Genomic DNA, 23,124 nt, shown 5'->3' on the forward strand with positions numbered 1-23,124 from the left:
CCCCTATCTCCGGTGTCTTGACGAAGATCCTGGTCGGCGAAGACGAGACTGTTGAGGTCGGCGCGCAGATCGCGCTGATCAGTCCTGCCGGGCAGGCTGCTGCGCCTGCTGCCCCGGCGGCTCCGCAGCCCGCACCTGAGCCGAAGCCGGAGGCACGGCCCGAGCCCGCACCGCAGCCTGCTGCGCAGCCGGAAGCTGCAGCCCGCACGGAGCCCGCACCGCAGCCGCGCCGCACCCGGGACGATGAGACCCCGACCGTGGACTTGGAGACGATCAGCGGCACCGGCCAGGTGCTGGGCACGGACGCGACCAGTGAAGGGTATGTGACCCCGCTGGTGCGGAAGCTTGCCGCCCAGGAGGGTGTGGACCTGTCCCAGGTGAGGGGCACCGGGGTGGGTGGCCGGATCCGCAAGCAGGACGTGTTGGAGGCGGCGCGGCGGATGCGGGAGCAGCGGCAGCGTGCTGCTGCGGCACCGGCGCCCGCGGCCGCGGACACGGCGCTGCGGGGCCGCACGGAGACGATGTCGCGGCTGCGGCAGACGTTCGCCGAGCAGATCGTCGAGTCGCTGCACACGGCGGCGCAGCTCACCCAGGTGGTGGAGGTGGATGTCACCGCGATCGCCCGGCTGCGGGAGCAGGTGGGCGAGCGGTTCGCCGCCGAGACCGGCGTGGAGTTGGGCTTCTTCCCGTTCTTCGCGCTGGCCGTGGTGGAGGCGCTGCAGCGGCACCCGAAGCTCAACGCGGTGATCGACGGCACCGAGGTGACCTACCACGACACCGAGAACCTGGCGGTGGTGGTCGACACCGAGCAGGGTGTGCTGGCCCCGGTGGTCAAGGACGCGGGCCGCTTGTCGCTGCGGGAGCTGGCCCGGCGGATCGACGACTTGGGGGCGCGGGCGCGCACGGCGCGGCTGGTGCCGGACGAGTTGAGCGGCGGCACGTTCACCATGGTGGACAGCGGCGCGTACGGCGCGCTGGTGGAGACGCCGATCATCCACCAGCCGCAGGTGGCGGTGTTGAGCACGGGCACCGTGGTGAAGCGTCCGGTGGTGGTCGAGGAGCCGCAGCTGGGCGAGGTGATCACGGTCCGGTCCATGGTGTACCTGTCGTTGAGCTTCGACCACCGGCTCATCGACGGCGCGGATGCGGCCCGGTTCCTCTCCGATGTGAAGCGCCGGTTGGAGGAGGGCGCGTTCGAGGACGCTGTGGGGCTCAAGTAGGAGCCGCGGGGTCGGCCGCTTCCGGCGTGGGCCGGGGGTGGCCGATCACCGTACGCACGGTGGGGCGGCACCGTGTGGTGCCGCCCCACCGCATACCCCACCATCATCCCCTGGTGATCCCCACCACCAAGGTCTTCAGTTGCCCGGCTTCCGTGCCCCGGTGCCGAGACGTGCCTGTCGCGGCGAACCGCCGGACAAGCTTGATGTAATCAGGCTATCACTCAAAGTTGTGAATGGGGCTGTTTCCTGGAAATCCGTCTCCTCGGCTCTTCAGGGGCGGCAGGGCTGCGGCGTCTTCCGCGCGTCCGCTGGGGCGGGGCAGCGCATAAGGTGAAGAGTGTGAGTGAGCTCCTGTACCACTGGTTGGGTGAGTCCCCGGTCCCCTACATGGAGGGCTGGGAGCTGCAACGGCAGCTCCACAAGCGCCGCGTCGCGGACCAGGTGCCGGACACGGTGCTGCTGTTGGAGCATGAACCGGTGTACACCGCGGGAAAGCGGACTGGCCCGTGGGACCGTCCGCTGACCGACCCGGGTGCCCCGGTGATCGACATCGACCGGGGCGGCAAGATCACCTGGCACGGCCCCGGCCAGCTCACCGCCTACCCCATCGTCAAACTGCCGGCTCCGCTGGATGTGGTCGCCTATGTCCGCATGCTGGAGGAGGCGATCATCCGGGTGATCGGTGATTTCGGCTTGTCGGGGATGCGGGTGGAGGGCCGCACGGGGGTGTGGCTTGCCGCTGCCCCGGATCGAGGGTTGCCGGAGCGCAAGATCGCCGCGATCGGGTGCCGGATCGCCAAAGGCGTGACGATGCACGGGTTCGCGCTGAACTGCAACAACGACTTGTCGTGGTTTGACCGGATTGTGCCGTGCGGGATTAGGGACGCCGGGGTCACCTCCCTGACCGCCGAACTGGACCGCACGGTGGGGGTGGGCGACATCCTGGAGGCCACCGAACACCACCTGGCCGCTGTTCTCGGCGCATCCAGCTACCGCAGGATCGCGGGATGGCCCGTTCTCCCCGAGTTCGTCGACGCATGAGCCACGTCGGCGGGCACGCGCCACAAGCGAAACGAAAGGAAGGCCGGCTGTGAGCATCGCTCCCGAGGGCCGCCGCCTGTTGCGGATCGAAGCCCGCAACAGCACTACCCCGATTGAGAAGAAGCCGCCGTGGATCAAGATCAGGGCGAAGATGGGCTCGGAGTACACCGAGCTGCACGCCCTGGTCAAACGCGAGGGCCTGCACACGGTGTGCCAGGAGGCCGGGTGCCCCAACATCTACGAGTGCTGGGAGGACCGGGAGGCCACGTTCCTCATCGGCGGCGACCAGTGCACGCGACGCTGCGACTTCTGCCAGATCGCTACCGGGAAGCCGGCGGCGTTGGACCGGGGGGAGCCGCTGCGGGTCGCCGAGTCGGTGCGCACGATGGGTCTCAAGTATGCGACGGTCACCGGGGTGGCCCGCGACGACTTGGACGACGGGGGCGCGTGGCTGTACGCGGAAACGGTCCGCAAGATCCACGAGTTGAACCCCGGCACCGGCGTGGAGCTGCTGATCCCCGACTTCAACGCCGACCCGGACCTGCTGGCCGAGGTGTTCAGCTCCCGGCCGGAGGTGCTGGCGCACAACATTGAGACGGTGCCGCGGATCTTCAAGCGCATCCGTCCCGGGTTCCGCTACGAGCGTTCTTTGGAGGTGATCACCCGGGCCCGCGAGGCGGGGCTGGTCACCAAGTCGAATCTGATCCTGGGCATGGGCGAGACCCGGGAGGAGATCAGCCAGGCGATGCGGGACCTGTACGAGGCCGGGTGCGACTTGTTGACGATCACCCAGTACCTGCGGCCGTCCCGCTTGCACCACCCGGTGGACCGGTGGGTGAAGCCGGAGGAGTTCGTGGAGCTGGGCCGGGAGGCCGAGGAGATCGGTTTCGCCGGGGTGATGTCGGGTCCGCTGGTGCGGTCGTCGTACCGGGCGGGCCGGTTGTACCGCCAGGCGATCGAGCGTCGCAAGGCGGACGCGAAATCGTAACGTTGTTTGTCCTGGGGCGGCGGTGGTCGCCCGCCGCCGTCCCACATGTCCTTTTTCCCGACCTATCCTTGAGGTATGGCCAAGAAGCCCAAGGACTCCAAGACCGCCCCGGCCGGTACGGCTCAGGGTGCCGCCGCGAAACAGCCCGGCAGGCTCAAACAGTTCGGCATGGTCGCCAAGATCGTGCACCAGCACAGTCCGAAGAGCATCCCGATCGCACTCGGGGTGATGGTGGCTGTTCTGGCCGTGGCGATCCTGGTTGCCGTCCTCACGGGCTCCTGGCTGTATCCGCTTGTGCTCGGTATCCCGTTGGCGCTGCTTGCCGGTCTCATCACGTTCTCGCAGAGCGCGCAGAGGGTGCAGTACAAGCTGCTGGACGGGCAGTTGGGCGCCGGATTGGCGATTCTGCAGAGTCTGCGCGGCAACTGGACGGTGGACGCCGGGGTGAACGCCAACCGGAACATGGACGTGGTGCACCGGGCGGTGGGTCCCCCCGGGGTGGTGCTGGTCGGCGAGGGCGACCCGAACCGGTTGAAGTCGCTGATCGCCGCGGAGCGCAAGCGGGTGATGCGGGTGGCCTACGACACGCCGATCTACGACATGACGGTCGGCAACGGTGATGGCCAGGTCAAGGTTGCTGAGCTGCGCAAGCGGATCCTCAAGCTGCCGCCGAGCATGAACAAGCCGCAGTTGTCGGAGCTGCGCTACCGGTTGAAGGCGCTGCCTCCGGCGATGCAGGCCCCGCGCGGCCCGATCCCTAAGGGGGTCAAGATGCCGAAGATGCCGCGCCCCCGGCCGCGTTGATCCTGTTTCGTCCAGGGTTTTCTGGCGCTGGTGGAACCGGGTGTCCCGGGTTCCGGCAGCGCCAGTTGTCGTTTTCGGGCCTCAGAGGCGCTGGTTGACGGTTCCCGCAGCCCGGTCGTGCAGGCCGCGCTGGTCGCGGTCGTAGACGACGGCGGGGAGCGCCAGGCACAGCAGAAGGGTGCGGACCACCATGGCCACGGGCCAGGGCCAGTTCCGTTCCCCGGTGGCGGTGATGCGGATGCCGACGAGGCGTTTACCGACCGTGGTGCCGAAGAGCACGAGCAGGGCGGCGGTCATCACCGCGAAGACGAAGAGTGGTAGCCATAGGGTGACCCCTGCGGCGGGGGTGGTGCTTCCGCCGAGCACGGGGGTGCCGAACAGGAGTGACGCCAGGCAGTTGGCGAGGATCCAGTCGATGATCACGGCGATGAGGCGGCGGCCGAAGCCGGGCACGGATCCGGGGCCGGTTTCGGGGAAGCCGAGCCGGCTGCCTCGGTAGCGGAATTCCGCCTCGTTCCCGGTGGGGGTGTCGGTGGTCGCGGCCTGCCCGTCGCGGTCTTTCGATTCGCCCATGTCTTCACCGTACTGGGGGTGCGCGGTGGGCGTGACGGGGCCCGGTGTCCCGGTTTGGGGGGAAAAAAGCGGCCGTAACATCGGCGAAACATTCGGGACACGGCCAGGAAATCGGCTGCTCTTAGCGTCACTTACGTGGCTGGGAGGTGGCGGAGGATCTTCGCGACATCTCGGACGTCCATCCCCGCGGTCCTGTGAACCTGCACGGAGGTAATCGTGTTCAGCAACGCTGACGAGGCTCTTGCCTATATCCGCACCGAAGGCGTTCAGTTCGTGGACGTCCGGTTCACCGACCTGTTCGGTGGTGTCCACCACGTGACGCTTCCGGCCGAGAAGGTTGACGAGGACTTCCTCACGAACGGGCAGATGTTCGACGGCTCGTCGATCCGCGGCTTCCAGGCGATCCACGAGTCCGACATGCTGCTCCTGCCGGACCTGAGCACCGCTGTCCTCGACCCCTTCCGCGAATACAAGACGCTGAACATCACGTTCTTCGTGCACGACCCGCTGACCCGCGAGTCCTACAGCCGCGACCCGCGGAACGTGGCCCGCAAGGCCGAGGCGTATCTGAAGAGCACGGGGATCGCGGACACCGCGTACTTCGGCCCGGAAGCCGAGTTCTACATTTTCGACGACGTCCAGTTCGCGACCGCGCCGAACACCGGTTTCTACGCGATCGACTCGGTGGAGGGCGCGTGGAACACCGGCAGCAAGCGGGAGGGCGGCAACCTCGGCTACCGGCCGCGCTACAAGGGCGGCTACTTCCCGGTGGAGCCGAGCGACCACTACAGCGACCTGCGGTCCCGCATGGTGCGCACCATGATCGAGGTGGGGCTGCCGGTGGAGCTGCACCACCACGAGGTGGGCACGGCGGGCCAGTCGGAGATCGGCATCAAGTTCGGCACGCTGCTGCAGCAGGCTGACCGGGTCCAGTTGTACAAGTACATCGTCAAGAACGTGGCGAACGCGGCGGGCAAGACGGTGACGTTCATGCCGAAGCCGCTGTTCGGCGACAACGGCTCGGGGATGCACTGCCACCAGAGCCTGTGGAAGGACGGCGCTCCCCTGTTCTTCGACGAGAACGGGTACGCGCAGTTGTCCGACATCGCCCGCTACTACATCGGCGGCCTGTTGAAGCACGCCCCGTCGCTGCTGGCGTTCACCAACCCGACGATCAACTCCTACCACCGCCTGGTGCCCGGCTACGAGGCGCCGATCAACCTGGTGTACTCGCAGCGGAACCGTTCCGCGTGCATCCGTATCCCGCTGACCGGGTCTGACCCGAAGGCGAAGCGGCTGGAGTTCCGGGTGCCGGACCCGTCGGCCAACCCGTACCTGGCGTTCTCCGCGATGCTGATGGCGGGGATCGACGGGATCCAGAACAAGATCGAGCCGCCGGAGCCGCTGGACAAGGACCTCTACGAGCTGCCGCCGGAGGAGGCCGCGGAGATCGAGAAGGTGCCGGCGTCGCTGGAGGAGGCGCTGGACCACTTGGAGGAGGACCACGAGTACCTGGTGGAGGGCGGTGTCTTCACCGAGGACTTGATCGAGACGTACATCAACTACAAGCGCACGGTGGAGATCGACTCGGTCCGGCTGCGTCCGCACCCGCGCGAGTTCGAGCTCTACTACGACGTCTGATCCTGCTCGCGGCCCGTATTCCGCACTGCGGGCCGCAGCAGGGTGGAGACCCGGGGGAGGGGCTCCGGTGTGGTGGGGTGTCCCAGGTGTGGGGCGCCCCACCGGGGCGGTTCTGCATGGGCGCGCGTCGGGTCGCCTCGGTAGTACCGCAGGCCCCGCACCGGCTGTTGCGGGGAGGGCAGCGGTGCGGGGGCCGCGGCTAGCGGGCCGCGCCGAGTTCGAGGGCGGCGACGCCCGCGATGACGAGGACGATGCCGACGATCTGGACCCAGGTGAGGGTGTCGCCGAGGAACACGGCGCCGATGACCGCGACGAGGGTGACGCCCAGCGCCGACCAGATGCCGTAGGCCACGCCGACGCCCATGCCGAGTTTGAGGACTTGGGCGAGCAGGGTGAACGCGATCCCGTAGCTGGTGAGCGCGATGAGGGACGGCACGAGACGGGTGAACCCGTCGGAGAGCCGGAGTGAGATGGTTCCGGTGACTTCGGTGAGGATCGCACCGATGAGGAGCAGCCACTGCATGATTCCCCCACATAAGCCCGCAATTGGTGAGTACTCCCCCAGAGTGTCTCTTTGGGGTGGCCATGGTGCATTCGGTGGGGGGACGCCTGTGGTGGCGTCCGTTGCACCGCCTATGCGGTCGCGTTGAGAGTTACCGTGGTGCTGTGGCGAGTCGGGACAGCACGGGAACGAGTGTGGGGGCGCTGGCCCGTCGAGGGTTCGGCGATGCGACGCGCGCGGCACGGCTGCTCGCGGAGAGCGGGTTGGCGGACGCCGCGCACGAGGTGATTGTGGACGCGCTGTGCCGGGCGGCCGACCCGGATCTGGCCTTGTTCGGGCTGGTGCGGATCCTGGAGCGGTCGGCTGATCCGGGGGAGTTGCTGTCCGCGTTGCACGAGGACGCGGATTTCCGGGAGCGGTTGTGCCAGGTGGTGGGGGCGAGCCGGGCGCTCGCCGACCACCTGGTGCGGCATCCGGGGGATTGGCGGGAGCTGCGGGGCGCGGACGCGGCCCGCCCGCCGGACGCTGAGGAGCTGCGTGCGGGCTTGTTGGCGGTGGTGGGCGCCGACCCCTACTCCCCTGCCCCGGTGGCGGATGTGTCGCGGCGGGACGCGGCGGAGGCGGCGCACGCGCTGCGGTTGGCGTACCGGCGGCGGGTGCTGCGGCTGGCCGGGCGGGATCTCACCGGGGTGCAGGATCTCAAGGAGGTGGCCGCGGAGCTCGCCGATTTGGCGGCGGCCGTGCTGGAGGGGGCGCTGGCGCTGGCTCGCGCCCGGTTCCCGGAGGAGGCGGAGCGCTGCCGGCTCGCGGTGATCGGGTTGGGCAAGTGCGGCGGTCGGGAGCTCAACTATGTGAGCGACGTGGACGTCGTGTTCGTGGCTGAGCCGACCGAGGCCTGCCCGGACGAGGCTGCGGCGTTGGCGGCGGCGACCCGGTTGGCGTCCGCGCTGTTGGAGGTGCCGACGGCCACGGACGCTGAGGGCACGCTGTGGGAGGTGGACACGGCGCTGCGCCCGGACGGGCGGAACGGTCCGCTGGTGCGGTCGCTTGGCGGGCACGTCTCCTACTACGAGCGGTGGGCGAAGACGTGGGAGTTCCAGGCTCTGGTGAAGGCCCGGCCGATCGCGGGGGACGCGGAGTTGGGCGCGGCCTACATGAAGGCGATCAGCCCGCTGGTGTGGCAGGCGGCGGGGCGGCCGAATTTCGTGGAGGACGTGCAGGCGATGCGCCGCCGTGTGGAGGCGCATCTGCCGCGTGCCCAGGCGGACCGGGAGGTGAAGCTGGGCCGGGGCGGGCTCCGCGATATCGAGTTTGCGGTGCAGTTGCTGCAACTGGTGCACGGGCGGCGGGACGAGTCGCTGCGTTCGGGGAACACGTTGGAGGCGTTGGCGGCGCTGTCCCAGGGCGGGTATGTGGGCCGCCAGGATGCGGCGGCGTTGGCGGATGCGTACCGCTTTTTGCGGCGGGTGGAGCATCTGCTCCAGTTGTACCGGCTGCGCCGCACCCATTTGCTGCCGGACGCGCAGTCCGACAAGGGCCAGTGGGCGTTGCGTCGGCTGGGCCGCTCTTTGGGGTTCACCGCGGATCCGGTGGGGGGCGTGGTGGACACGTGGCGGCGGCGGGCCACGGAGGTGCGCCGGCTGCACGAGAAGTTGTTCTACCGGCCGCTGTTGAAGGCGGTCGCGCGTTTGCCTGAGGACGAGGTGCAGCTTTCTCTGGAACATGCGCGGATCCGATTAGAGGCATTGGGGTTTGTGGACCCGGCGGGGGCGCTCCGCCATTTGGAGGCGCTCACGGCCGGGGTGTCGCGGCGGGCGGCGATTCAGCGCACGCTGCTGCCGGTGATGTTGGGCTGGTTCGCGAATTCCCCGGACCCGGATGCGGGGCTGCTGGGGTTCCGGCAGGTCAGCGACGCGTTGGGGACGACGCCGTGGTATTTGCGGCTGTTGCGCGACGATGTGCGGGTGGCGGAGCGGATGGCCCACTTGTTGGGGACGAGCCGCTATTTCACGGAGCTGCTGCTGCGTGCCCCGGAGGCGGTGGCGCTGCTCGCTGACGACCGCGACCTGGTGCAGCGCAGTGACGCGGAGCTGGCCACGGAGGCGGATGCGGCGCTGCGGCGGCATGACACGGCGGAGAACCAGGTGGCGGCGGTGCGGGCGCTGCGCCGCCGGGAGCTGCTGCGGACGGCGGCCGCGGACCTGTTGGGGGTCACGGACATCAACGGGGTCGGGGACGCGTTGACGGCGATCGCGGCGGTGACGGTGGATGCCGCGTTGCGGGCGGCGACGGAGCGGGTGGCCCGCCAGCGCGGCACGGAGCCGGTCACGCGCATGTGTGTGATCGCGATGGGCCGGTTCGGCGGCAGCGAGCTGAGTTATACGAGCGACGCCGATGTGATGTTTGTGCACGATCCGCTGCCGGGGGCGGATGCGGGGGAGGCGGCTGCGACCGCGGAGGCGATCGTGCGGGAGTTGATGCGGCTGTTGGAGTTTCCGGGGTCGTCGGAGCCGCCGGTGCGGTTGGATGCGGGGCTGCGGCCGGAGGGCAAGAACGGTCCGATGGTCCGCTCATTGGACGCGTATGCCGCCTACTACCAGCGGTGGGCGTCGCATTGGGAGAGCCAGGCGCTGTTGCGCGCGGTGCCGGTGGCGGGCGACGCCGAGCTGGGCCGACGGTTTGTGGCGGTGATCGACCCGGTCCGCTATCCGGAGGGGGGTCCGAGCGACCAGGCGGTGCGGGAGATCCGCCGGTTGAAGGCGCGCATGGAGGCGGAGCGGCTGCCGCGGGGCGCGGATCCCGCGTTGCACACGAAGTTGGGCCGGGGCGGGCTGTCGGATGTGGAGTGGACGGTGCAGCTGCTCCAGTTGCGGCACGCCTACCGGGTGCCGGAGTTGCGGACGACGGGGACGTTGCAGGCGTTGAACGCGGCGGTGCAGTGCGGGCTGCTGGATCCGGACGACGGGGCGACGCTGGAGGTGGCGTGGCGGTTGGCGTCGCGGATCCGCGGGGCGATCACGCTGGTGCGCGGCAGGGGCGGCGATTCTATCCCGGTGGGGTGGCGGGATCGGTCGGCGATTGCGAGCGCGTTGGGCTACCGCATGGAGAATGGCGGGGGGAGCCCGGGTGAGCGGATGGTGGAGGACTATCGGCGGGCGACGCGCCGGGCGCGCGCGGTGATGGAGCGCGTGTTCTACGACAGTTGACATGGTCGGGCTGTGCCCTGCCCGTGGCTGTGGTGCGGCCGGGCGGGGTGCGGCTGTCGGCGTGCCGCGGGGCGGCGGGGTGGTGCGGGTGTGTGTCGTCTGGTGTCGCACTCCCCCACCCGCTTCTGCAAGAGATTGCGTATTTTGCAGGATTTTCCGGCATGGAACGGCATGCTCTCCTGCCACTCCCCCACCAAAAAACACCCATAAAACCGACAATTAAGACAAATTGCCTCCTTGTGATCGGAAGCTGATCCGCAAACAGAGGTTCACAAACCGCCCATCGGTTGTTATCTTCATCCCAGCCTGAAAGTTCTTGCAAAGATTGCACAAATCGCAAGCGCTTTTTCAGGCGGGAACCCCCCTCACTTTTTTGGAGTACCGATGGGAGTGCGCAGATCCCTGGCCGCGCTGCTCGCGGCCCTGCTGGGTTGTGCCACGTCCCTGGTTGCGCTGACCGTCGCGGCTTCCCCCGCTCATGCCGCGCCGTCAGGCAACCGGGACGTCATCGTCCACCTGTTCCAATGGCGGTGGAAGTCGATCGCCGACGAGTGCCGGACCACGCTCGGCCCCCACGGCTTCGGCGCAGTCCAGGTCTCCCCGCCGCAAGAGCACGTGGTCCTGCCCGCTGAGGACTACCCCTGGTGGCAGGACTACCAGCCGGTGTCCTACAAGCTCGACCAGACCCGCCGCGGCAGCCGGGCCGACTTCATCGACATGGTCAACACCTGCCGGGAGGCGGGCGTCAAGATCTACGTCGACGCGGTCATCAACCACATGACCGGCACCGGGTCCGCGGGTGCCGGTCCGGGCAGCGCGGGCTCCAGCTACAGCAAGTACGACTACCCGGGCATCTACCAGAGCCAGGACTTCAACGACTGCCGCCGCGACATCACCAACTGGAACGACAAGTGGGAGGTGCAGCACTGCGAGCTGGTCGGCCTCGCCGACTTGAAGACGTCCTCCCCCTACGTCCAGGACCGGATCGCGGCCTACCTCAACGAGCTGATCGACCTCGGCGTGGCCGGGTTCCGCATCGACGCCGCCAAGCACATCCCCGAGGGCGACCTGCAGGCGATCCTCTCCCGCCTGAAGAACGTCCACCCGGCGTGGGGCGGCGGCAAGCCGTACATCTTCCAGGAGGTGATCGCGGACAGCACGATCAGCACCGGCTCCTACACGCACCTGGGGTCGGTCACCGAGTTCCAGTACCACCGGGACATCAGCCACGCGTTCGCCAACGGGAACATCGCCCACTTGACCGGCTTGGGCAGCGGGCTGACCCCCAGCGACAAGGCCGTGGTGTTCGTGGTCAACCACGACACGCAGCGCTACGAGCCGATCCTCACCCACACCGACGGGGCGCGCTACGACCTGGCGCAGAAGTTCATGCTGGCCCACCCGTACGGCACACCGAAGGTGATGTCCAGCTACACGTGGTCGGGTGACGACAAGGCGGGGCCGCCGATGCACTCCGACGGCACGACCCGGCCCACCGACTGCTCGGCGGACCGCTGGCTGTGCGAGCACCGCGCGGTGGCGGGCATGGTCGGCTTCCACAACGCGGTGGCCGGGCAGGGCATCGGGTCTGCGGTGACCGACGGCAACGGCCGCCTGGCGTTCGCCCGCGGCTCCGCCGGGTATGCCGCGTTCAACGCGACGAACACCGCGTGGACGCGCACGTTCACCACTTCCCTGCCGGACGGCGTCTACTGCGATGTGGCGAACGGCACTTTCGTCGACGGGGTGTGCGACGGCCCCAGCTACCAGGTGTCCGGCGGGAAGTTCACCGCTACGGTGCCTGCGAACGGCGCGGTGGCGCTGCACGTGGAGGCGCCCGGCTCGTGCGGCCCGGACGGGTGCGGTACGCCGCCTGGTGGCGGGGACGACTGCACCACGGTCACGGCCCGGTTCCACGCGACCGTCACCACCTGGTACGGCCAGGAGGTCGCCGTGGTGGGGTCGATCCCCGAGCTGGGCTCCTGGCAGCCCGCCCAGGGGGTGCGGCTGCGCACGGACTCGGGCACCTATCCCGTCTGGTCGGGCGCGGTGGACCTGCCCGCCGGGGTCGGTTTCGAGTACAAGTACGTGAAGCTCAACCCGGACGGCACCGTGGAGTGGGAGCAGGGCGGCAACCGCATCGCCACCGTGGATGACAGCGGGGGCGGCTGTTCCCAGAACTTCTACGACTCCTGGCGCTGACCCTGAGGCCGCTACCTCCCCGTTCCTCCCCCGCCGGGGAGGTAGCGGCAGTTTGCGAGGCGCCGGCGGGTGTTCTCTTCCCCCGTGATCCCACCCGCCGGCGCGCTTCCAGGGCGACACCGCCCCTCCCCTCCCGGGGCGGTGTCTTTCGCAGGGCTTGCACACATAACGTTAGCGACTACCCGGGGTAGTAGTGTGCGAGTTATGGAAATCTTGTACTCCTTCCTTGTTTTTCTTCACTTCGTGACCCTGGCGGGGATCATCTCCGGATGGCTGATGCAGCAGCTCGGCGCTTACGCCAAGGCCCCCAAGGTGCTGCTGCACAGCGCGCTCACCCAACTGGTGCTCGGCCTGCTCTTGGTGGGATTCCTCGAGATGAACGGGGGTTCCGTTAATCACGCCAAGATCGGCGTCAAGCTTGCGGTGAACCTGATCGTGATCGTGCTGGCGATTCTCAACGTCCGGAAGCCCGCGCCGAAGCTCGCGTTGGCCGCTGGCCTGCTCGCTCTGCTCAACATCGCAGTCGCGGTGTTCTGGTAAGCCCGAAAACCGAAGAGGCGGTGGACCGTTTTTCGCCACCGCCTCGTGTGCTGTCTAGACCGTCCACCGGCTGGTGATGGGCACTCGCCGGTCCCGCCCGAAGTTGCGGGTGCTGATCTTGGGTCCGGGCGGGTATTGGCGGCGCTTGTATTCGGCCCGGTCCACCATGCGGATGACCCGGTCGACGAGCTCGGGGTCGTGGCCCGCGGCGACGAGCTCGTCCCGGCCCAGGTCGGTGCCCACGTAGTCGTCGAGCAGCGCGTCGAGGACGTCGTATTCGGGCAGGCTGTCGGTGTCCAACTGTCCGGGCCGCAGTTCAGCGCTGGGCGGTTTGGTGATGGAGTGCTCGGGGATGGGCGGCACTTGGCCGTTCCGTTCCGCTTCGGCGTTGCGCCACCGCGCCAGTTCCCACACGAGGGTCTTCCACACGTCCCGGATGGGGGCGAATCCGCCCGCGGAGTCGCCGTAGAGGGTGGAGTAGCCGACGGCGAGCTCGCTCTTGTTGCCCGTGGTGAGCACCAGGTGGCCTTCCTGGTTGGACAGGGTCATGAGGAGCTGGCCGCGGACCCGGGCTTGCAGGTTCTCTTCGGCGAGGCCGTCGACTTTCACCGCGTTCTCGAACGCTTCCACGAGCGGCGCGACAGGGATGATGCGCGCGTTGATGCCTTGGCGGCGGGCGAGTTCTTCCGCGTCGGTGACAGAGTGGTCGGTGGAGTAGCGGCTGGGCATGAGCACGCCGTGGACCCGGTCGGCGCCGAGCGCGTCCACGGCGATGGTGGCGACGAGTGCGGAGTCGATGCCGCCGGACAGGCCGAGGAGCACCGACGGGAACCGGTTCTTGTGCACGTAGTCGCGGGTGGCGAGCACGAGGGCGGCGTAGACTTCGCCGATCTCGTCTCTGCGCGGGGCGAGCGGGGCGGGCTGCGGCTCGTAGGCGGGCACGGGGTCGGCGGAGACGAGGTGCCGCTGGATGGTGATGCCCGGGGCGTCCGCGGAGGCTCCCCACATGCCGGCGCCGACCGCGTCCGGGAGTTCCAGGTCGGCGACGAGCAGGTGTTCTTCGAACTGGGGGGCGCGGGCGAGCAGGCGCCCGTCGGGGTGGACGATGAGGGAGTCGCCGTCGAAGACGAGTTCGTCTTGGCCGCCGACGAGGTTGACGTAGGCGACGGTGGCCTGGGTTTCGCGGGCCCGCCGGGTGCACAGCCCGAGGCGCGTGTCGCGTTTGCCGCGCTCGTATGGGGAGCCGTTGATGACGACGAGCAGCCCGGCTTCGGCTTCGCGGACCGCGGCGACGGGTCCGCCGTCCTGCCACAGGTCTTCGCAGATGACGAAGGCGACGTCGATGCTGTGGAGGCGGACGACGGGCAGCGTGGTGCCGGGCACGAAGTTGCGGGCTTCGTCGAACACCCCGTAGTTGGGCAGGTGGTGTTTGGCGGAGGTGAAGACCGGCTGCCCTTGGTAGAGGAGCGCGACCGCGTTGTGCGGGGCTCCGGCGGGCTGTCCCCGGGTGGGGGCCACGGTGTTGCGGTGCCGGTCCAGGTAGCCGACGGCGACGGGGAGGTCGCCGAGCCCGGTGTCGGCGAGCCGCCGGGCTAGGGCGTGCAGGGCGGTGATGGACGCGTCGACGAAGGCGCCGCGGAGGGCGAGGTCTTCCACTGGGTAGCCGGTGAGCACCATTTCCGGGAAGACGACGAGGTGCGCTCCGGCGTCGGCGGCGCGACGGGTGTAGTCGACGATGAGGTCGCTGTTGCCTTCGAGGTCCCCCACCGTGGGATTGACCTGGGCCATAGCCAATCGCAGTTGTGCCACGGAAGTGAGCCTAACGTCTCGTGGTGTTTTATCGCCGCATGTCCCCCGGCTTCGGTGTTCCGCCCGGCACACCGGGTAAGGGACGAACAGAATCCGCTTAACGTGCTGGTAACTCGGGCAGGGCACACTGGCAGTGGGAGTCTGGTAAGAACGCCTCAGATGTCCCGCGAGTTCGAAACGAGGAAGGTGGACCGTGAACCGACAGCAGGAATTCGTGCTCCGGACTCTTGAGGAGCGCGATATCCGCTTCGTGCGACTGTGGTTCACCGACGTGCTCGGTTACCTCAAGTCGGTTGCGGTGGCTCCCGCCGAACTGGAGGCCGCTTTTACGGAAGGGATCGGGTTCGACGGTTCCGCTATAGAAGGGTTTGCGCGGGTCTATGAGTCGGACATGCTGGCCCAGCCGGACCCGACGACGTTCCAGGTGCTGCCGTGGCGCAACGAGCCGCACGGTGCGGCGCGCATGTTCTGCAATATCCTGCTGCCGGACGGCTCGCCCAGCTACGCCGACCCCCGCAACGTGCTGAAACGGCAGTTGAGCCGGGCTTCTGATCTGGGGTTCACGTTCTACACGCACCCGGAGATCGAGTTCTACCTGCTGAAGAAGAAGCCGGAGCGCGGGGAGCTGCCGGAGCCGAGCGACGAGGGCGGCTATTTCGACCACACGCCGCATAGTCTGGCGCGGGATTTCCGCCGCAACGCGATCATGATGCTGGAAGAGATGGGCATTTCGGTGGAGTTCAGCCACCACGAGGGCGGGCCCGGCCAGCAGGAGATCGACCTGCGGTATGCGGATGCGTTGACCACCGCCGACAACATCATGACGTTCCGCATGGTGATGAAGGAGGTGGCTATCGAGCAGGGCGTGTATGCCACGTTCATGCCGAAGCCGTTCACCGAGCATCCCGGGTCCGGCATGCACACCCACATGTCTCTGTTCGAGGGGGACCGCAACGCCTTCTACGAGGCGGGCGCGGAGTACCAGTTGTCGAAGATCGGCCGCGGGTTCATTGCCGGGCTGCTGCGGCATGCCGCGGAGATCACGGCGGTGTGCAACCAGTTCGTGAACTCGTATAAGCGGCTGTGGGGCAATGCCGCGGCGTCCGCGGGGGCGGGCGGTGAGGCGCCCGCGTACATCTGCTGGGGGCACAACAACCGGTCGGCGCTGGTGCGGGTGCCGATGTACAAGCCGCGCAAGAGCAATTCGGCGCGGATCGAGTTCCGGGCGCTGGATTCGGCGTGCAACCCTTATCTCGCGTTCACGGTGATTCTGGCCGCGGGGTTGAAGGGGATCGAGGAGGGCTACGAGCTTCCTCCGGGCGCGTCGGACGACGTGTGGGCGCTCACGGATGCGGAGCGCCGGGCGCTGGGGATCATGCCGCTGCCGCAGAGCCTGGATGAGGCGCTGCGGGTGATGGAGCGCAGCGAGCTGGTCGCAGAGGCGCTGGGCGAGCACGTGTTCGATTTCTTCTTGCGCAACAAGAAGGCGGAGTGGGAGGACTACCGCCGCCAGGTGACCCCGTACGAGCTCGAACGCTATCTGCCGACTTTGTAACGTTCCGGTTTCCGATGCGGGTGGCCGCGCCAGGCCACCCGCTTTGCTGTGCGTTCGGTTTCTGTGCGGCCACGGAGCGTGCCTTGCGGCGCTTGGTGCTGCCCACCGGGAGGAAATAGGGTGACAAATCGGTTCTCTTCGGTAGAGACGCGCAATTCATGCGTGACATGATGAGATCGTCCGGCGTGTCCGCGCCGGCCGCGACCGACAACGTCCGGGGACGCCGTAACGGCGCTTCGAGACAACGGAGGAAACGCACCCATGAGTTCTCACACCCCCGCTCCTGCTTTGTATGGCGGCTCCGCAAACCGCCGGGTCACGGTTCAGGACTTGGCCGCAGCGAAAGAGCGCGGCGAACGCTGGCCGATGCTCACCGCCTATGACGCGCTGACTGCCCGGATTTTCGACGAGGCGGGCATTCCGGTGCTGCTGGTGGGTGACTCTGCTGCGATGGTGGTGTTCGGCTACGACTCCACGATCCCGGTCACCCTTGACGACATGATCCCGTTGACGGCCGCGGTGTCGCGGGCGACGAAGCGGGCGCTGGTGGTGGCTGACCTCCCGTTCGGCTCCTACCAGGCCGGTCCGGAGCAGGCTTTGGAGTCGGCGGCGCGGCTGATGAAGGAGGGCGGCGCCCAGGCGGTCAAGCTGGAGGGCGGCCACCGGGTCATCGCCCAGGTGGAGGCTTTGGTGTCGGCGGGTATCCCGGTGATGGGCCACATCGGGTTGACGCCGCAGTCGGTGAATGTGCTGGGCGGCTACCGCGTGCAGGGCCGCAGCGAGGAGGCGGCCGAGGCGCTGCTGTCTGATGCGAAGGAGCTTGAGCGGGCGGGCGTGTTCTCGGTGGTGCTGGAGTGCGTGCCTGCGCGGGTGGGCGCGGAGATCACCCGGCAGTTGACGGTGCCGACGATCGGGATCGGCGCGGGTCCGGACACGGACGCCCAGGTGCTGGTGTGGCAGGACATGGCCGGGTTGTCGCCGCGGGTCGCCAAGTTCGTCAAGTCGTACGCGAATCTGGCGGAGCAGTTGCGGGACGCTGCCACGAGTTTCGCGGAGGAAGTGGTGGCGGGCACGTTCCCGGACGAGCAGCACTCCTACGCCTAGGTCGGCGTGCTCCGCATAGTGTGGGCCCCGCGGCGCGTGCCGCGGGGTTTCTTTCTCCCCCGAGACTAGAACGGTACTCGGTAGTAGCATGGTCGGGACTGTGGCGCACCGGACAGCGGAGGCTTTCCATGCAGATCTCCATGCCGTTGACCTATTCGGGGGATATCAAGCAGGCCGTCGACCAGGTGGTGGAGCTGGAAAAGGTCGGCTTGGACACCGTGTGGGTGGCGGAGCTCTACGGTTTCGACTCGGTTTCGCTGATGGGCTATATCGCGGCCCGCACGGAGCGAGTGCAGATCGGTTCGGCGATTCTGCCGCTGTATTCCCGGACTCCCACGCTGATTGCGCAGACCGCCGCCGGGTTGGACTATTTGTCGAACGGCCGCGCCATTCTCGGTTTGGGTGCGAGCGGCCCGCAGGTGATCGAGGGCTGGCACGGCGTCCCCTACACTAAGCCGCTCGCGCGGACGCGCGAGGTGATCGAGATCTGCCGCAAGGTGTGGGCGCGGCAGGGCCCGCTCACCCACGAAGGCTCCGTGTTCCAGCTGCCGCTGCCGCCGGACCAGGGCACGGGCCTGGGCAAGCCGTTGAAGATCATCAACCACCCGGTGCGGGACCGCATCCCGATCTTCGTGGCTTCGCTGGGCGTGAAGAACGTGGAGATGACCGCGGAGATCGCCGACGGCTGGCTGCCCCACTTGTTCATCCCCGAGAAGGCGCCGCAGGTGTGGGGTGAGGCGCTGGCCGCAGGCAAGGCGAAGCGGTCCCCGGAGCTCGGGGAGCTGCAGATCGCCGCGGGCGGCCTGCTCGCGATCGGCGAGGGCGAGGAGACGAAGAAGCTGCTGGACTTGGCCCGTCCGATGATCGCGCTGTACGTGGGCGGCATGGGCGCGAAGGGCAAGAACTTCTACAACTCGGTGGCCCGCCGCTACGGCTACGAGGAGGCCGCGGAGCGGATCCAGGACCTCTACCTGGCAGGCAAGAAGGAGGAGGCTGCCGCGGCGGTGCCCGACGAGATGGTCGAGTTGACGAACCTGGTGGGCCCCGAATCGTATGTGCGCGAACGGATTGAAGCGTTCCGGGAGGCCGGGGTGACCCACCTGAACCTGATCCCGGTGGGCGGCGACCCGGTCGCACTGCTCGAAAAGGTCAAAAACTGGCTTTAATTCTCCTTTTTCTGGGCGGGCTGGGACCGGCAGCACCGTTGAACGGTCTTCCCCGTACCGGTCCCGGCCCCTGGGGTGCCGCGGGTCGGGCCCGTGCCGCGGGCTGGTGATCGGCACGGACCCGACCCGGGCTGTACTGGTTCCGGCGCGGGCGGGTCGACGCCCGTGCCGGGTCCAGTACCGCAGCGACCACAAGGTCAGCGGCACTATCACCGGGTGTGCCCGGGGGTATGCCCGGGTGTGCTTCGGCCGGGTGCCCGGCCGAGTCCACGGCACTGCTCCCCCGCCACGCGGGGGTTTGGGGGCATGCTGCAGCAATACCGGGGCAGCTCGTCCGCACGGATTGTGGGAGCGTCACAGGGAGGAGATGCGCGCCCGGGCGGCGCGAAGGTCGGGGGTGGCGTTCCGCTCGTCCTTGGGGGAGTCGACTGCCGGGACGGGCGATTAGTAGTAGTGGTTGAAGATAGGGTCTGACGGATCGTCGGGGATGAAGTCGGACAGCATCCCGGGGCGGATCGGAAGTTCTTTCAGGTTCGGAAGGCGTTCCGGGTGCTCCCAGCCGATTCTGAACCAGGCGAAGACCCGGTGGGTTCCGTCGTGGTAGTGCTGGCCCCACCCGTCGGTCAGCATGTGCACGAGGAGCAGTCCGCGCCCGTCGGGTGCGAGGGGATCGATCACCTCCGGCTCCCAGAGCACGCGCGCACCGCCTTTCGGGCCTTGGTCGTCGACCGCGAGGTACACCCACTCGGACCAGCCGCGGAGGATGATGCCGACTTTGCCGCCGTCTCCGCTGAGGCTGTGCCGGCAGGAGTTGGCGAACAGTTCTGAGGCGATGAGTTCGATGTCGTCCACGGTAGTCGCCGAATAGTGGACGTCCAGGATGTCGCGGACCCGGTGGCGTAGTTCCGAGCAGAGCGCGGATTCCGCGGGCATCTCCCACTCGTCGGAGACGAGCGGTTTTTCGTCTTCCTCCCGCTGGGAGGCTGATGTGGCGGGGGACAGCACGTCGTCCGGGTGTTCGTCGTAGCTGTGGTCGAGGTGTTCCATCATTAAGCGGCTCCCCTGCCCCCGGTGCGGCGCGCTGCTGCCGTGGGGCGGGCGGGCCGCGGGTTTGTGTTGCACAGTACGGTGGCAGCGTGGTCGATCTGTGAGACGTGCGCGCTGCCGGTGCGTCCCCAGATGAACCACTGCTCCCCGGCGTTGTCTTCCACGACCACGACCGAGGTGCGACAGTCCCCGGCGCCGACGCAGAGAACCGGATGTGAGCTCGCCGACAGGGCGAGGAAGGCTGAACCGCCCTGCTCCTGAATCTGTTTTTGAAGGCGGGCGAGTAACACCTGCCGGGGGACGCCTTTTTCGGCATGTGCGGACATAGCTCTCCTCACATATGACACCGCTGATATGCGGTCACTGCGGCTCAGATCCTGTGATCTGACAGCTTTAAGCTAAATGCAGGCCATGTAACTTGCAACGCATGTAAGAAAACTGGTCTTTATTGTTGGACTTTGTCTGGTTTCACGGATGGGATGATGTTCCACATCGTTCAGCAACGAGATTGCCGGTATGGAGGCGATGGTCGTGTCCCGGGGCTCGCCAGTGCGCAAGCACTACCTGGTCAGCCAACTCAAACGGTTGCGCGCGGAGGCGCGGTTGTCTCAAGAGCAGGTCGCCGAAGAAATGGGTTGGGATGTCAGCAAGCTTTATCGGATTGAGAATGGCCGCTTCGTCCGGCTTAATCCTGAATCGGTTGCCGCGCTATGCCGCCTGTATGGGGCGGATGACGGGTTATTTGAGGAATTGGTCGCTATTGCTAAGGCTGCCCGCAGGCATAAACCGTGGTGGTCTCAGTTTGAGGAGGGTGCGGGAAACGATTTTTACAGCGTAGAATACGAGGCGACCTTGATCGAGGAGTATGCTGTCGGCCTGGTTCCGGAACTGGTGCAGCATCCGGACTACTGGGCCGCGCTGGTGCGGCGCAGAGTGCCCGCGGGGTCCGCGGAGTACCAGAAGCTGTGTGCTGCGCTGCGCCAACGGCAGGCCGCGGTGTTGGAGCGCGACGATCCGCCGCGGTTCTGGTCGGTGGTCGACGAGTCGGCGCTGCGCTGCGCGGTGGGCGGCCCGCAGGTCATGCGCGCCCAGCTCACGCACCTTCTCGAGCTGGTGAAGCATCCTAATCTCGTCATTCAAGTACTCCCTTTGTCGCAGGGCATGGCTCATCCCGCCACCTTCACGGTGTTGCGCCTCGACGGTGGTGCGAAGGTGGGGTACATCGGCGTCCCCCCGCACGGTTGTTTCGTGGACGGAGGCGACAGGGTCGCGGCCTATGCGCAGCGGTTCGAGTTGTTGCAGGCCACGGCGTTGCCTCCGCAGGAGACTCCCGGTTACCTCCGCCGTGTTCTGGCCGAGCTGGAAGACGCCGATGGGTGAGATACAGTCCCCGTTCACCAGGCCGCCACTCGGGTTCGCCGAGCGGCACACTTCTAGCTATACACATGAAGCGGCTGCTTGGGGGGAAGTCTCGAAAGGTCCACCCACGGGTGGTGGAAACACCCGCATCGGGGCAGGGCGGTTTGTGCTTTCCTGCTGCTGATTGGGTGGCTTTCGCGCGGGCTGCGGCGGGGCGGGCGTGACAAAGTTCGCCTGGCCGCGGTGAGGTTAGCGTCAGCCTTTTAGGCCGCAATAGGGGAAGTCCTGAAGCCTGCCCGTGTCTCTGCTGGACAGGGGCGGGGTTCGGGTGTTCCCAGGGCTGGGGTTGTGCCCGGCGTGCTTCCACGGTGTTCCCGGTGGGTGTACACGGGGACACCCTTTTCTTTTAGTTGCCGCACGTGCCGGGCAGGCCAGGGTGGTGGCCGCCACGGGGGTGGCGTGGCCGGGTGCGGCGGGCAGAAGCGTGCCCTGGGCCTTGGGGTGGGGATCAGGGGTGAGGGTGGGACGGGCGGGTCAGCGACGGGGGTCGAAGACAGCCCACACGGCGTGTCCGCCGGTGTCGGTGCGCCAGTGTCCCCAGTCGGTGGCGAGCGCGGCGACGAGCCGCAGTCCGCGTCCCCCGGTGGCGAGCGTCCCGTCGAGCGGACGGGTTTGGGGGATGCGGGGCCGTCCCGTGGCCGGGTCGGGGCGCGGTCCTTGGTCGGTGACGGTGACGAGTACGAGGCCGGTGCGGAGCCCGGCGAGGGTGACGGTGACTTTGCCGCCGTCTCCGCTGAGGCTGTGCCGGCAGGCGTTGGCGAAGAGTTCCGCGACGACGAGTTCGGCGTCCGCGGCGGCGTGCGGGAAGCCGGTGAGGCTGCGTCGGATGCGGCCGCGCAGGTCTGGGCAGAACGCGGGGTCGCCGGGCAGTTCCCAGAATTCTGAGACGGCGCGGAGCCGACCGGCTCCGGGTTCGGAGTCGTTGTCGCTGGTGTTGGCGGTGTCGGTCATCAGGCCGCTCCTTTCGCGGCGGCGCGGCGCGCGGCCACTGGGTTCACCCACGAGCGCGGCGGGAGACGGTCCAGACCGCAGAGTGCGGCAGCAGCCTGTTTGGGCCGCGAGACGTGCTCCGACCCGGTGCGCCCCCAGATGAACCACCGGTTGGCGGCGGCGTCTTCCACCACCACGACCGGGATGAGACGCCCACCCGTGCGGCGCACGTAGAGCACGGGGTGAGCGGTCGCCGACAGGGCGACCAGCGCGGTCCCACCGAGCGCACGGACCTCGTCAGCGAGCTCGGTGAGGAGGGTGGTTCGCGGGGGTGACCTGTCGGGCTGGGGCTGTGTGGCTGAAGAATTAGTCATGAGCACAGCGAAACCTCCCACATATTCGACTGAACTGTGGAACGATGGTCTTAGATCGACATCAGTAATGGTTGCTTAGATTATGCAAACAGTCAAGCGAATACTTAGATAATGCAGATCCACTGGAGGTCGGTAGGATGCCGAGCATGAAGGCCCCTTACAGCCCGAGTATTCGGCGGCGACGACTCAGTGCTCGGCTGCGCAAGTACCGAGAGGCGCTTGGCAAAACCACCGGTGAGGTGGCAAAAGACCTGGGCTGGCAGCAGACGAAGATCTCTCGCATCGAAACCGGGGCAAAGAAGACCATTCAGGCAGATGAACTCGACGCGCTCCTCGACTACTACAAGGAGAAACGCCCCGAAATACGCGCTGAACTGCACGAATGCGCCCGCTTAGCCAATGAGCGCGGCTGGTGGTCGCGGTACAAGAACGTGCTGGACTCAGCCCTGCCGGATTTTGAAGCCGAAGCCTCGGCGATCCGCACCTACGAATGCCAGGTGGTCCCCGGACTCTTGCAGACTCCTGACTACGCCGAGGCGATCTTCCGTGCCAACCTGGTCCGCACCGAAGAGGAGATCCAGGCACGAGTCGCCGCCAGGCTCAAGCGTCAGGAGATCCTGAACCGGGTAGATCCGCCTGAGTACTGGGTGATCCTCGACGAGGCCGCTCTGCGCCGCACAGTCGGCTCTCCCGAGGTGATGAAGGTGCAGTTGCGCCACCTCACCCACATGGCGACGCGGCACAACATCAACATCTCCGTGCTGCCCTTCTCTGCAGGTGCGCATCCCTCGACCATGGGAAGCTTTGTCATCATCGACTTCCCGAACCCTCTCGATGCAAGCGTCGGCTACGCGGAGACGCCAACCTCCAGCGTGTACGTTGAAGAACGTGAGGAGCTTGCGGAACTCAACGCGATCTTCAGTGGAGCGCTGGGCTCCTCACTAACTCCGGCGGACTCCCTAAAGTTCATCTATGAAGTCATCGACTCGCTGGAAGGGTGATC

At 67.6% G+C, this 23,124-nt stretch carries 20 protein-coding genes; 13 read left to right on the top strand and 7 right to left on the bottom strand.

The features are described from left to right. The 4 genes from sucB to TF1_RS02690 form a co-directional block, all read left to right on the top strand. On the top strand, nucleotides 1–1,220 hold a 1,220-nt coding region (sucB, locus tag TF1_RS02675; RefSeq protein ID WP_061783599.1), incomplete at its 5' end, for a 2-oxoglutarate dehydrogenase, E2 component, dihydrolipoamide succinyltransferase. Between the two features lie 339 nt (nucleotides 1,221–1,559). Continuing rightward, a complete protein-coding gene (lipB, locus tag TF1_RS02680) occupies nucleotides 1,560–2,261 on the top strand; it encodes a lipoyl(octanoyl) transferase LipB (protein ID WP_041427809.1) in 702 nt (233 codons plus the stop codon). Nucleotides 2,262–2,310: 49 nt separating this feature from the next. After that, nucleotides 2,311–3,249 carry a lipoyl synthase gene (gene lipA, locus TF1_RS02685; protein ID WP_011291438.1) on the top strand — a complete coding sequence of 313 codons (939 nt, stop codon included), beginning with the start codon at nucleotides 2,311–2,313 and terminating at the stop codon, nucleotides 3,247–3,249. A gap of 75 nt (nucleotides 3,250–3,324) precedes the next feature. Next, nucleotides 3,325–4,053 carry a DUF4191 domain-containing protein gene (locus tag TF1_RS02690; protein WP_061783600.1) on the top strand — a complete coding sequence of 243 codons (729 nt, stop codon included), beginning with the start codon at nucleotides 3,325–3,327 and terminating at the stop codon, nucleotides 4,051–4,053. A gap of 81 nt (nucleotides 4,054–4,134) precedes the next feature. On the opposite strand, the gene TF1_RS02695 is transcribed toward TF1_RS02690, so the two are convergent. Next, nucleotides 4,135–4,626, bottom strand: a complete 492-nt coding sequence (locus TF1_RS02695; RefSeq protein WP_016188448.1) for an RDD family protein — start codon at nucleotides 4,624–4,626, stop codon at nucleotides 4,135–4,137. A 216-nt stretch (nucleotides 4,627–4,842) separates the two neighbouring features. On the opposite strand from TF1_RS02695, the gene glnA reads away from it, so the two are divergent. Further along, the gene (glnA, locus tag TF1_RS02700; RefSeq protein WP_011291435.1) at nucleotides 4,843–6,267 is read left to right on the top strand and encodes a type I glutamate--ammonia ligase; all 1,425 of its coding nucleotides are present in this window, start codon (nucleotides 4,843–4,845) and stop codon (nucleotides 6,265–6,267) included. A 199-nt stretch (nucleotides 6,268–6,466) separates the two neighbouring features. On the opposite strand, the gene TF1_RS02705 is transcribed toward glnA, so the two are convergent. Continuing rightward, nucleotides 6,467–6,790: a DMT family transporter gene (locus tag TF1_RS02705; protein WP_011291434.1), complete on the bottom strand. Its 324-nt coding sequence runs from the start codon at nucleotides 6,788–6,790 to the stop codon at nucleotides 6,467–6,469. 62 nt (nucleotides 6,791–6,852) lie between these two features. Here TF1_RS02705 and TF1_RS02710 point away from each other — a divergent pair, with 62 nt between their 5' ends. The 3 genes from TF1_RS02710 (at nucleotide 6,853) to TF1_RS02720 (ending at nucleotide 12,717) form a co-directional block, all read left to right on the top strand. Beyond that, the gene (locus tag TF1_RS02710; protein ID WP_011291433.1) at nucleotides 6,853–9,975 is read left to right on the top strand and encodes a bifunctional [glutamine synthetase] adenylyltransferase/[glutamine synthetase]-adenylyl-L-tyrosine phosphorylase; all 3,123 of its coding nucleotides are present in this window, start codon (nucleotides 6,853–6,855) and stop codon (nucleotides 9,973–9,975) included. A gap of 384 nt (nucleotides 9,976–10,359) precedes the next feature. Next, nucleotides 10,360–12,177 (top strand): carbohydrate-binding module family 20 domain-containing protein, encoded by a 1,818-nt coding sequence (locus TF1_RS02715; RefSeq protein ID WP_011291432.1) that lies wholly within the window; start codon nucleotides 10,360–10,362, stop codon nucleotides 12,175–12,177. Between the two features lie 204 nt (nucleotides 12,178–12,381). Beyond that, entirely contained in the window at nucleotides 12,382–12,717 is a 336-nt protein-coding gene (locus TF1_RS02720) for a hypothetical protein (RefSeq protein WP_016188445.1), read from the top strand. A 54-nt stretch (nucleotides 12,718–12,771) separates the two neighbouring features. Here the strand turns inward: TF1_RS02720 and TF1_RS02725 are convergent, their stop codons facing one another. Continuing rightward, nucleotides 12,772–14,505 (bottom strand): NAD+ synthase, encoded by a 1,734-nt coding sequence (locus TF1_RS02725; RefSeq protein ID WP_061783601.1) that lies wholly within the window; start codon nucleotides 14,503–14,505, stop codon nucleotides 12,772–12,774. A 214-nt stretch (nucleotides 14,506–14,719) separates the two neighbouring features. On the opposite strand from TF1_RS02725, the gene TF1_RS02730 reads away from it, so the two are divergent. From TF1_RS02730 to TF1_RS02740, 3 genes are all read left to right on the top strand, one after another. Further along, nucleotides 14,720–16,081, top strand: coding sequence for a glutamine synthetase family protein (locus TF1_RS02730; RefSeq protein WP_011291429.1), 1,362 nt, complete (start codon nucleotides 14,720–14,722; stop codon nucleotides 16,079–16,081). 261 nt (nucleotides 16,082–16,342) lie between these two features. Then, the gene (gene panB, locus TF1_RS02735) at nucleotides 16,343–17,185 is read left to right on the top strand and encodes a 3-methyl-2-oxobutanoate hydroxymethyltransferase (RefSeq protein ID WP_011291428.1); all 843 of its coding nucleotides are present in this window, start codon (nucleotides 16,343–16,345) and stop codon (nucleotides 17,183–17,185) included. 128 nt (nucleotides 17,186–17,313) lie between these two features. Next, complete coding sequence (locus TF1_RS02740) at nucleotides 17,314–18,351, top strand: LLM class F420-dependent oxidoreductase (RefSeq protein ID WP_011291427.1); 1,038 nt, start codon at nucleotides 17,314–17,316, stop codon at nucleotides 18,349–18,351. 444 nt (nucleotides 18,352–18,795) lie between these two features. Here the strand turns inward: TF1_RS02740 and TF1_RS02745 are convergent, their stop codons facing one another. Both TF1_RS02745 and TF1_RS02750 read right to left on the bottom strand, forming a co-directional pair. After that, entirely contained in the window at nucleotides 18,796–19,401 is a 606-nt protein-coding gene (locus TF1_RS02745; protein ID WP_011291426.1) for an ATP-binding protein, read from the bottom strand. Further along, nucleotides 19,401–19,724 carry a hypothetical protein gene (locus tag TF1_RS02750; protein WP_016188443.1) on the bottom strand — a complete coding sequence of 108 codons (324 nt, stop codon included), beginning with the start codon at nucleotides 19,722–19,724 and terminating at the stop codon, nucleotides 19,401–19,403. Before TF1_RS02750 ends, TF1_RS02745 begins: the two co-directional genes overlap by 1 nt. Nucleotides 19,725–19,914: 190 nt before the next feature. Between TF1_RS02750 and TF1_RS02755 the strand changes: the two genes are divergently transcribed. Next, nucleotides 19,915–20,778: a helix-turn-helix domain-containing protein gene (locus TF1_RS02755; RefSeq protein ID WP_016188442.1), complete on the top strand. Its 864-nt coding sequence runs from the start codon at nucleotides 19,915–19,917 to the stop codon at nucleotides 20,776–20,778. Between the two features lie 513 nt (nucleotides 20,779–21,291). On the opposite strand, the gene TF1_RS02760 is transcribed toward TF1_RS02755, so the two are convergent. Both TF1_RS02760 and TF1_RS02765 read right to left on the bottom strand, forming a co-directional pair. Continuing rightward, nucleotides 21,292–21,768: an ATP-binding protein gene (locus TF1_RS02760; protein ID WP_011291423.1), complete on the bottom strand. Its 477-nt coding sequence runs from the start codon at nucleotides 21,766–21,768 to the stop codon at nucleotides 21,292–21,294. After that, nucleotides 21,768–22,121: a hypothetical protein gene (locus TF1_RS02765; protein ID WP_061783616.1), complete on the bottom strand. Its 354-nt coding sequence runs from the start codon at nucleotides 22,119–22,121 to the stop codon at nucleotides 21,768–21,770. The genes TF1_RS02760 and TF1_RS02765 overlap by 1 nt, the downstream gene beginning before the upstream one ends. Before the next feature lie 137 nt (nucleotides 22,122–22,258). Between TF1_RS02765 and TF1_RS02770 the strand changes: the two genes are divergently transcribed. Further along, complete coding sequence (locus tag TF1_RS02770; RefSeq protein WP_340147985.1) at nucleotides 22,259–23,122, top strand: helix-turn-helix domain-containing protein; 864 nt, start codon at nucleotides 22,259–22,261, stop codon at nucleotides 23,120–23,122. Nucleotides 23,123–23,124 lie beyond the last annotated feature (2 nt).

This window comes from Thermobifida fusca NBRC 14071 = JCM 3263, from assembly GCF_001592045.1.
Taxonomy (GTDB): Bacteria; Actinomycetota; Actinomycetes; order Streptosporangiales; family Streptosporangiaceae; genus Thermobifida; species Thermobifida fusca.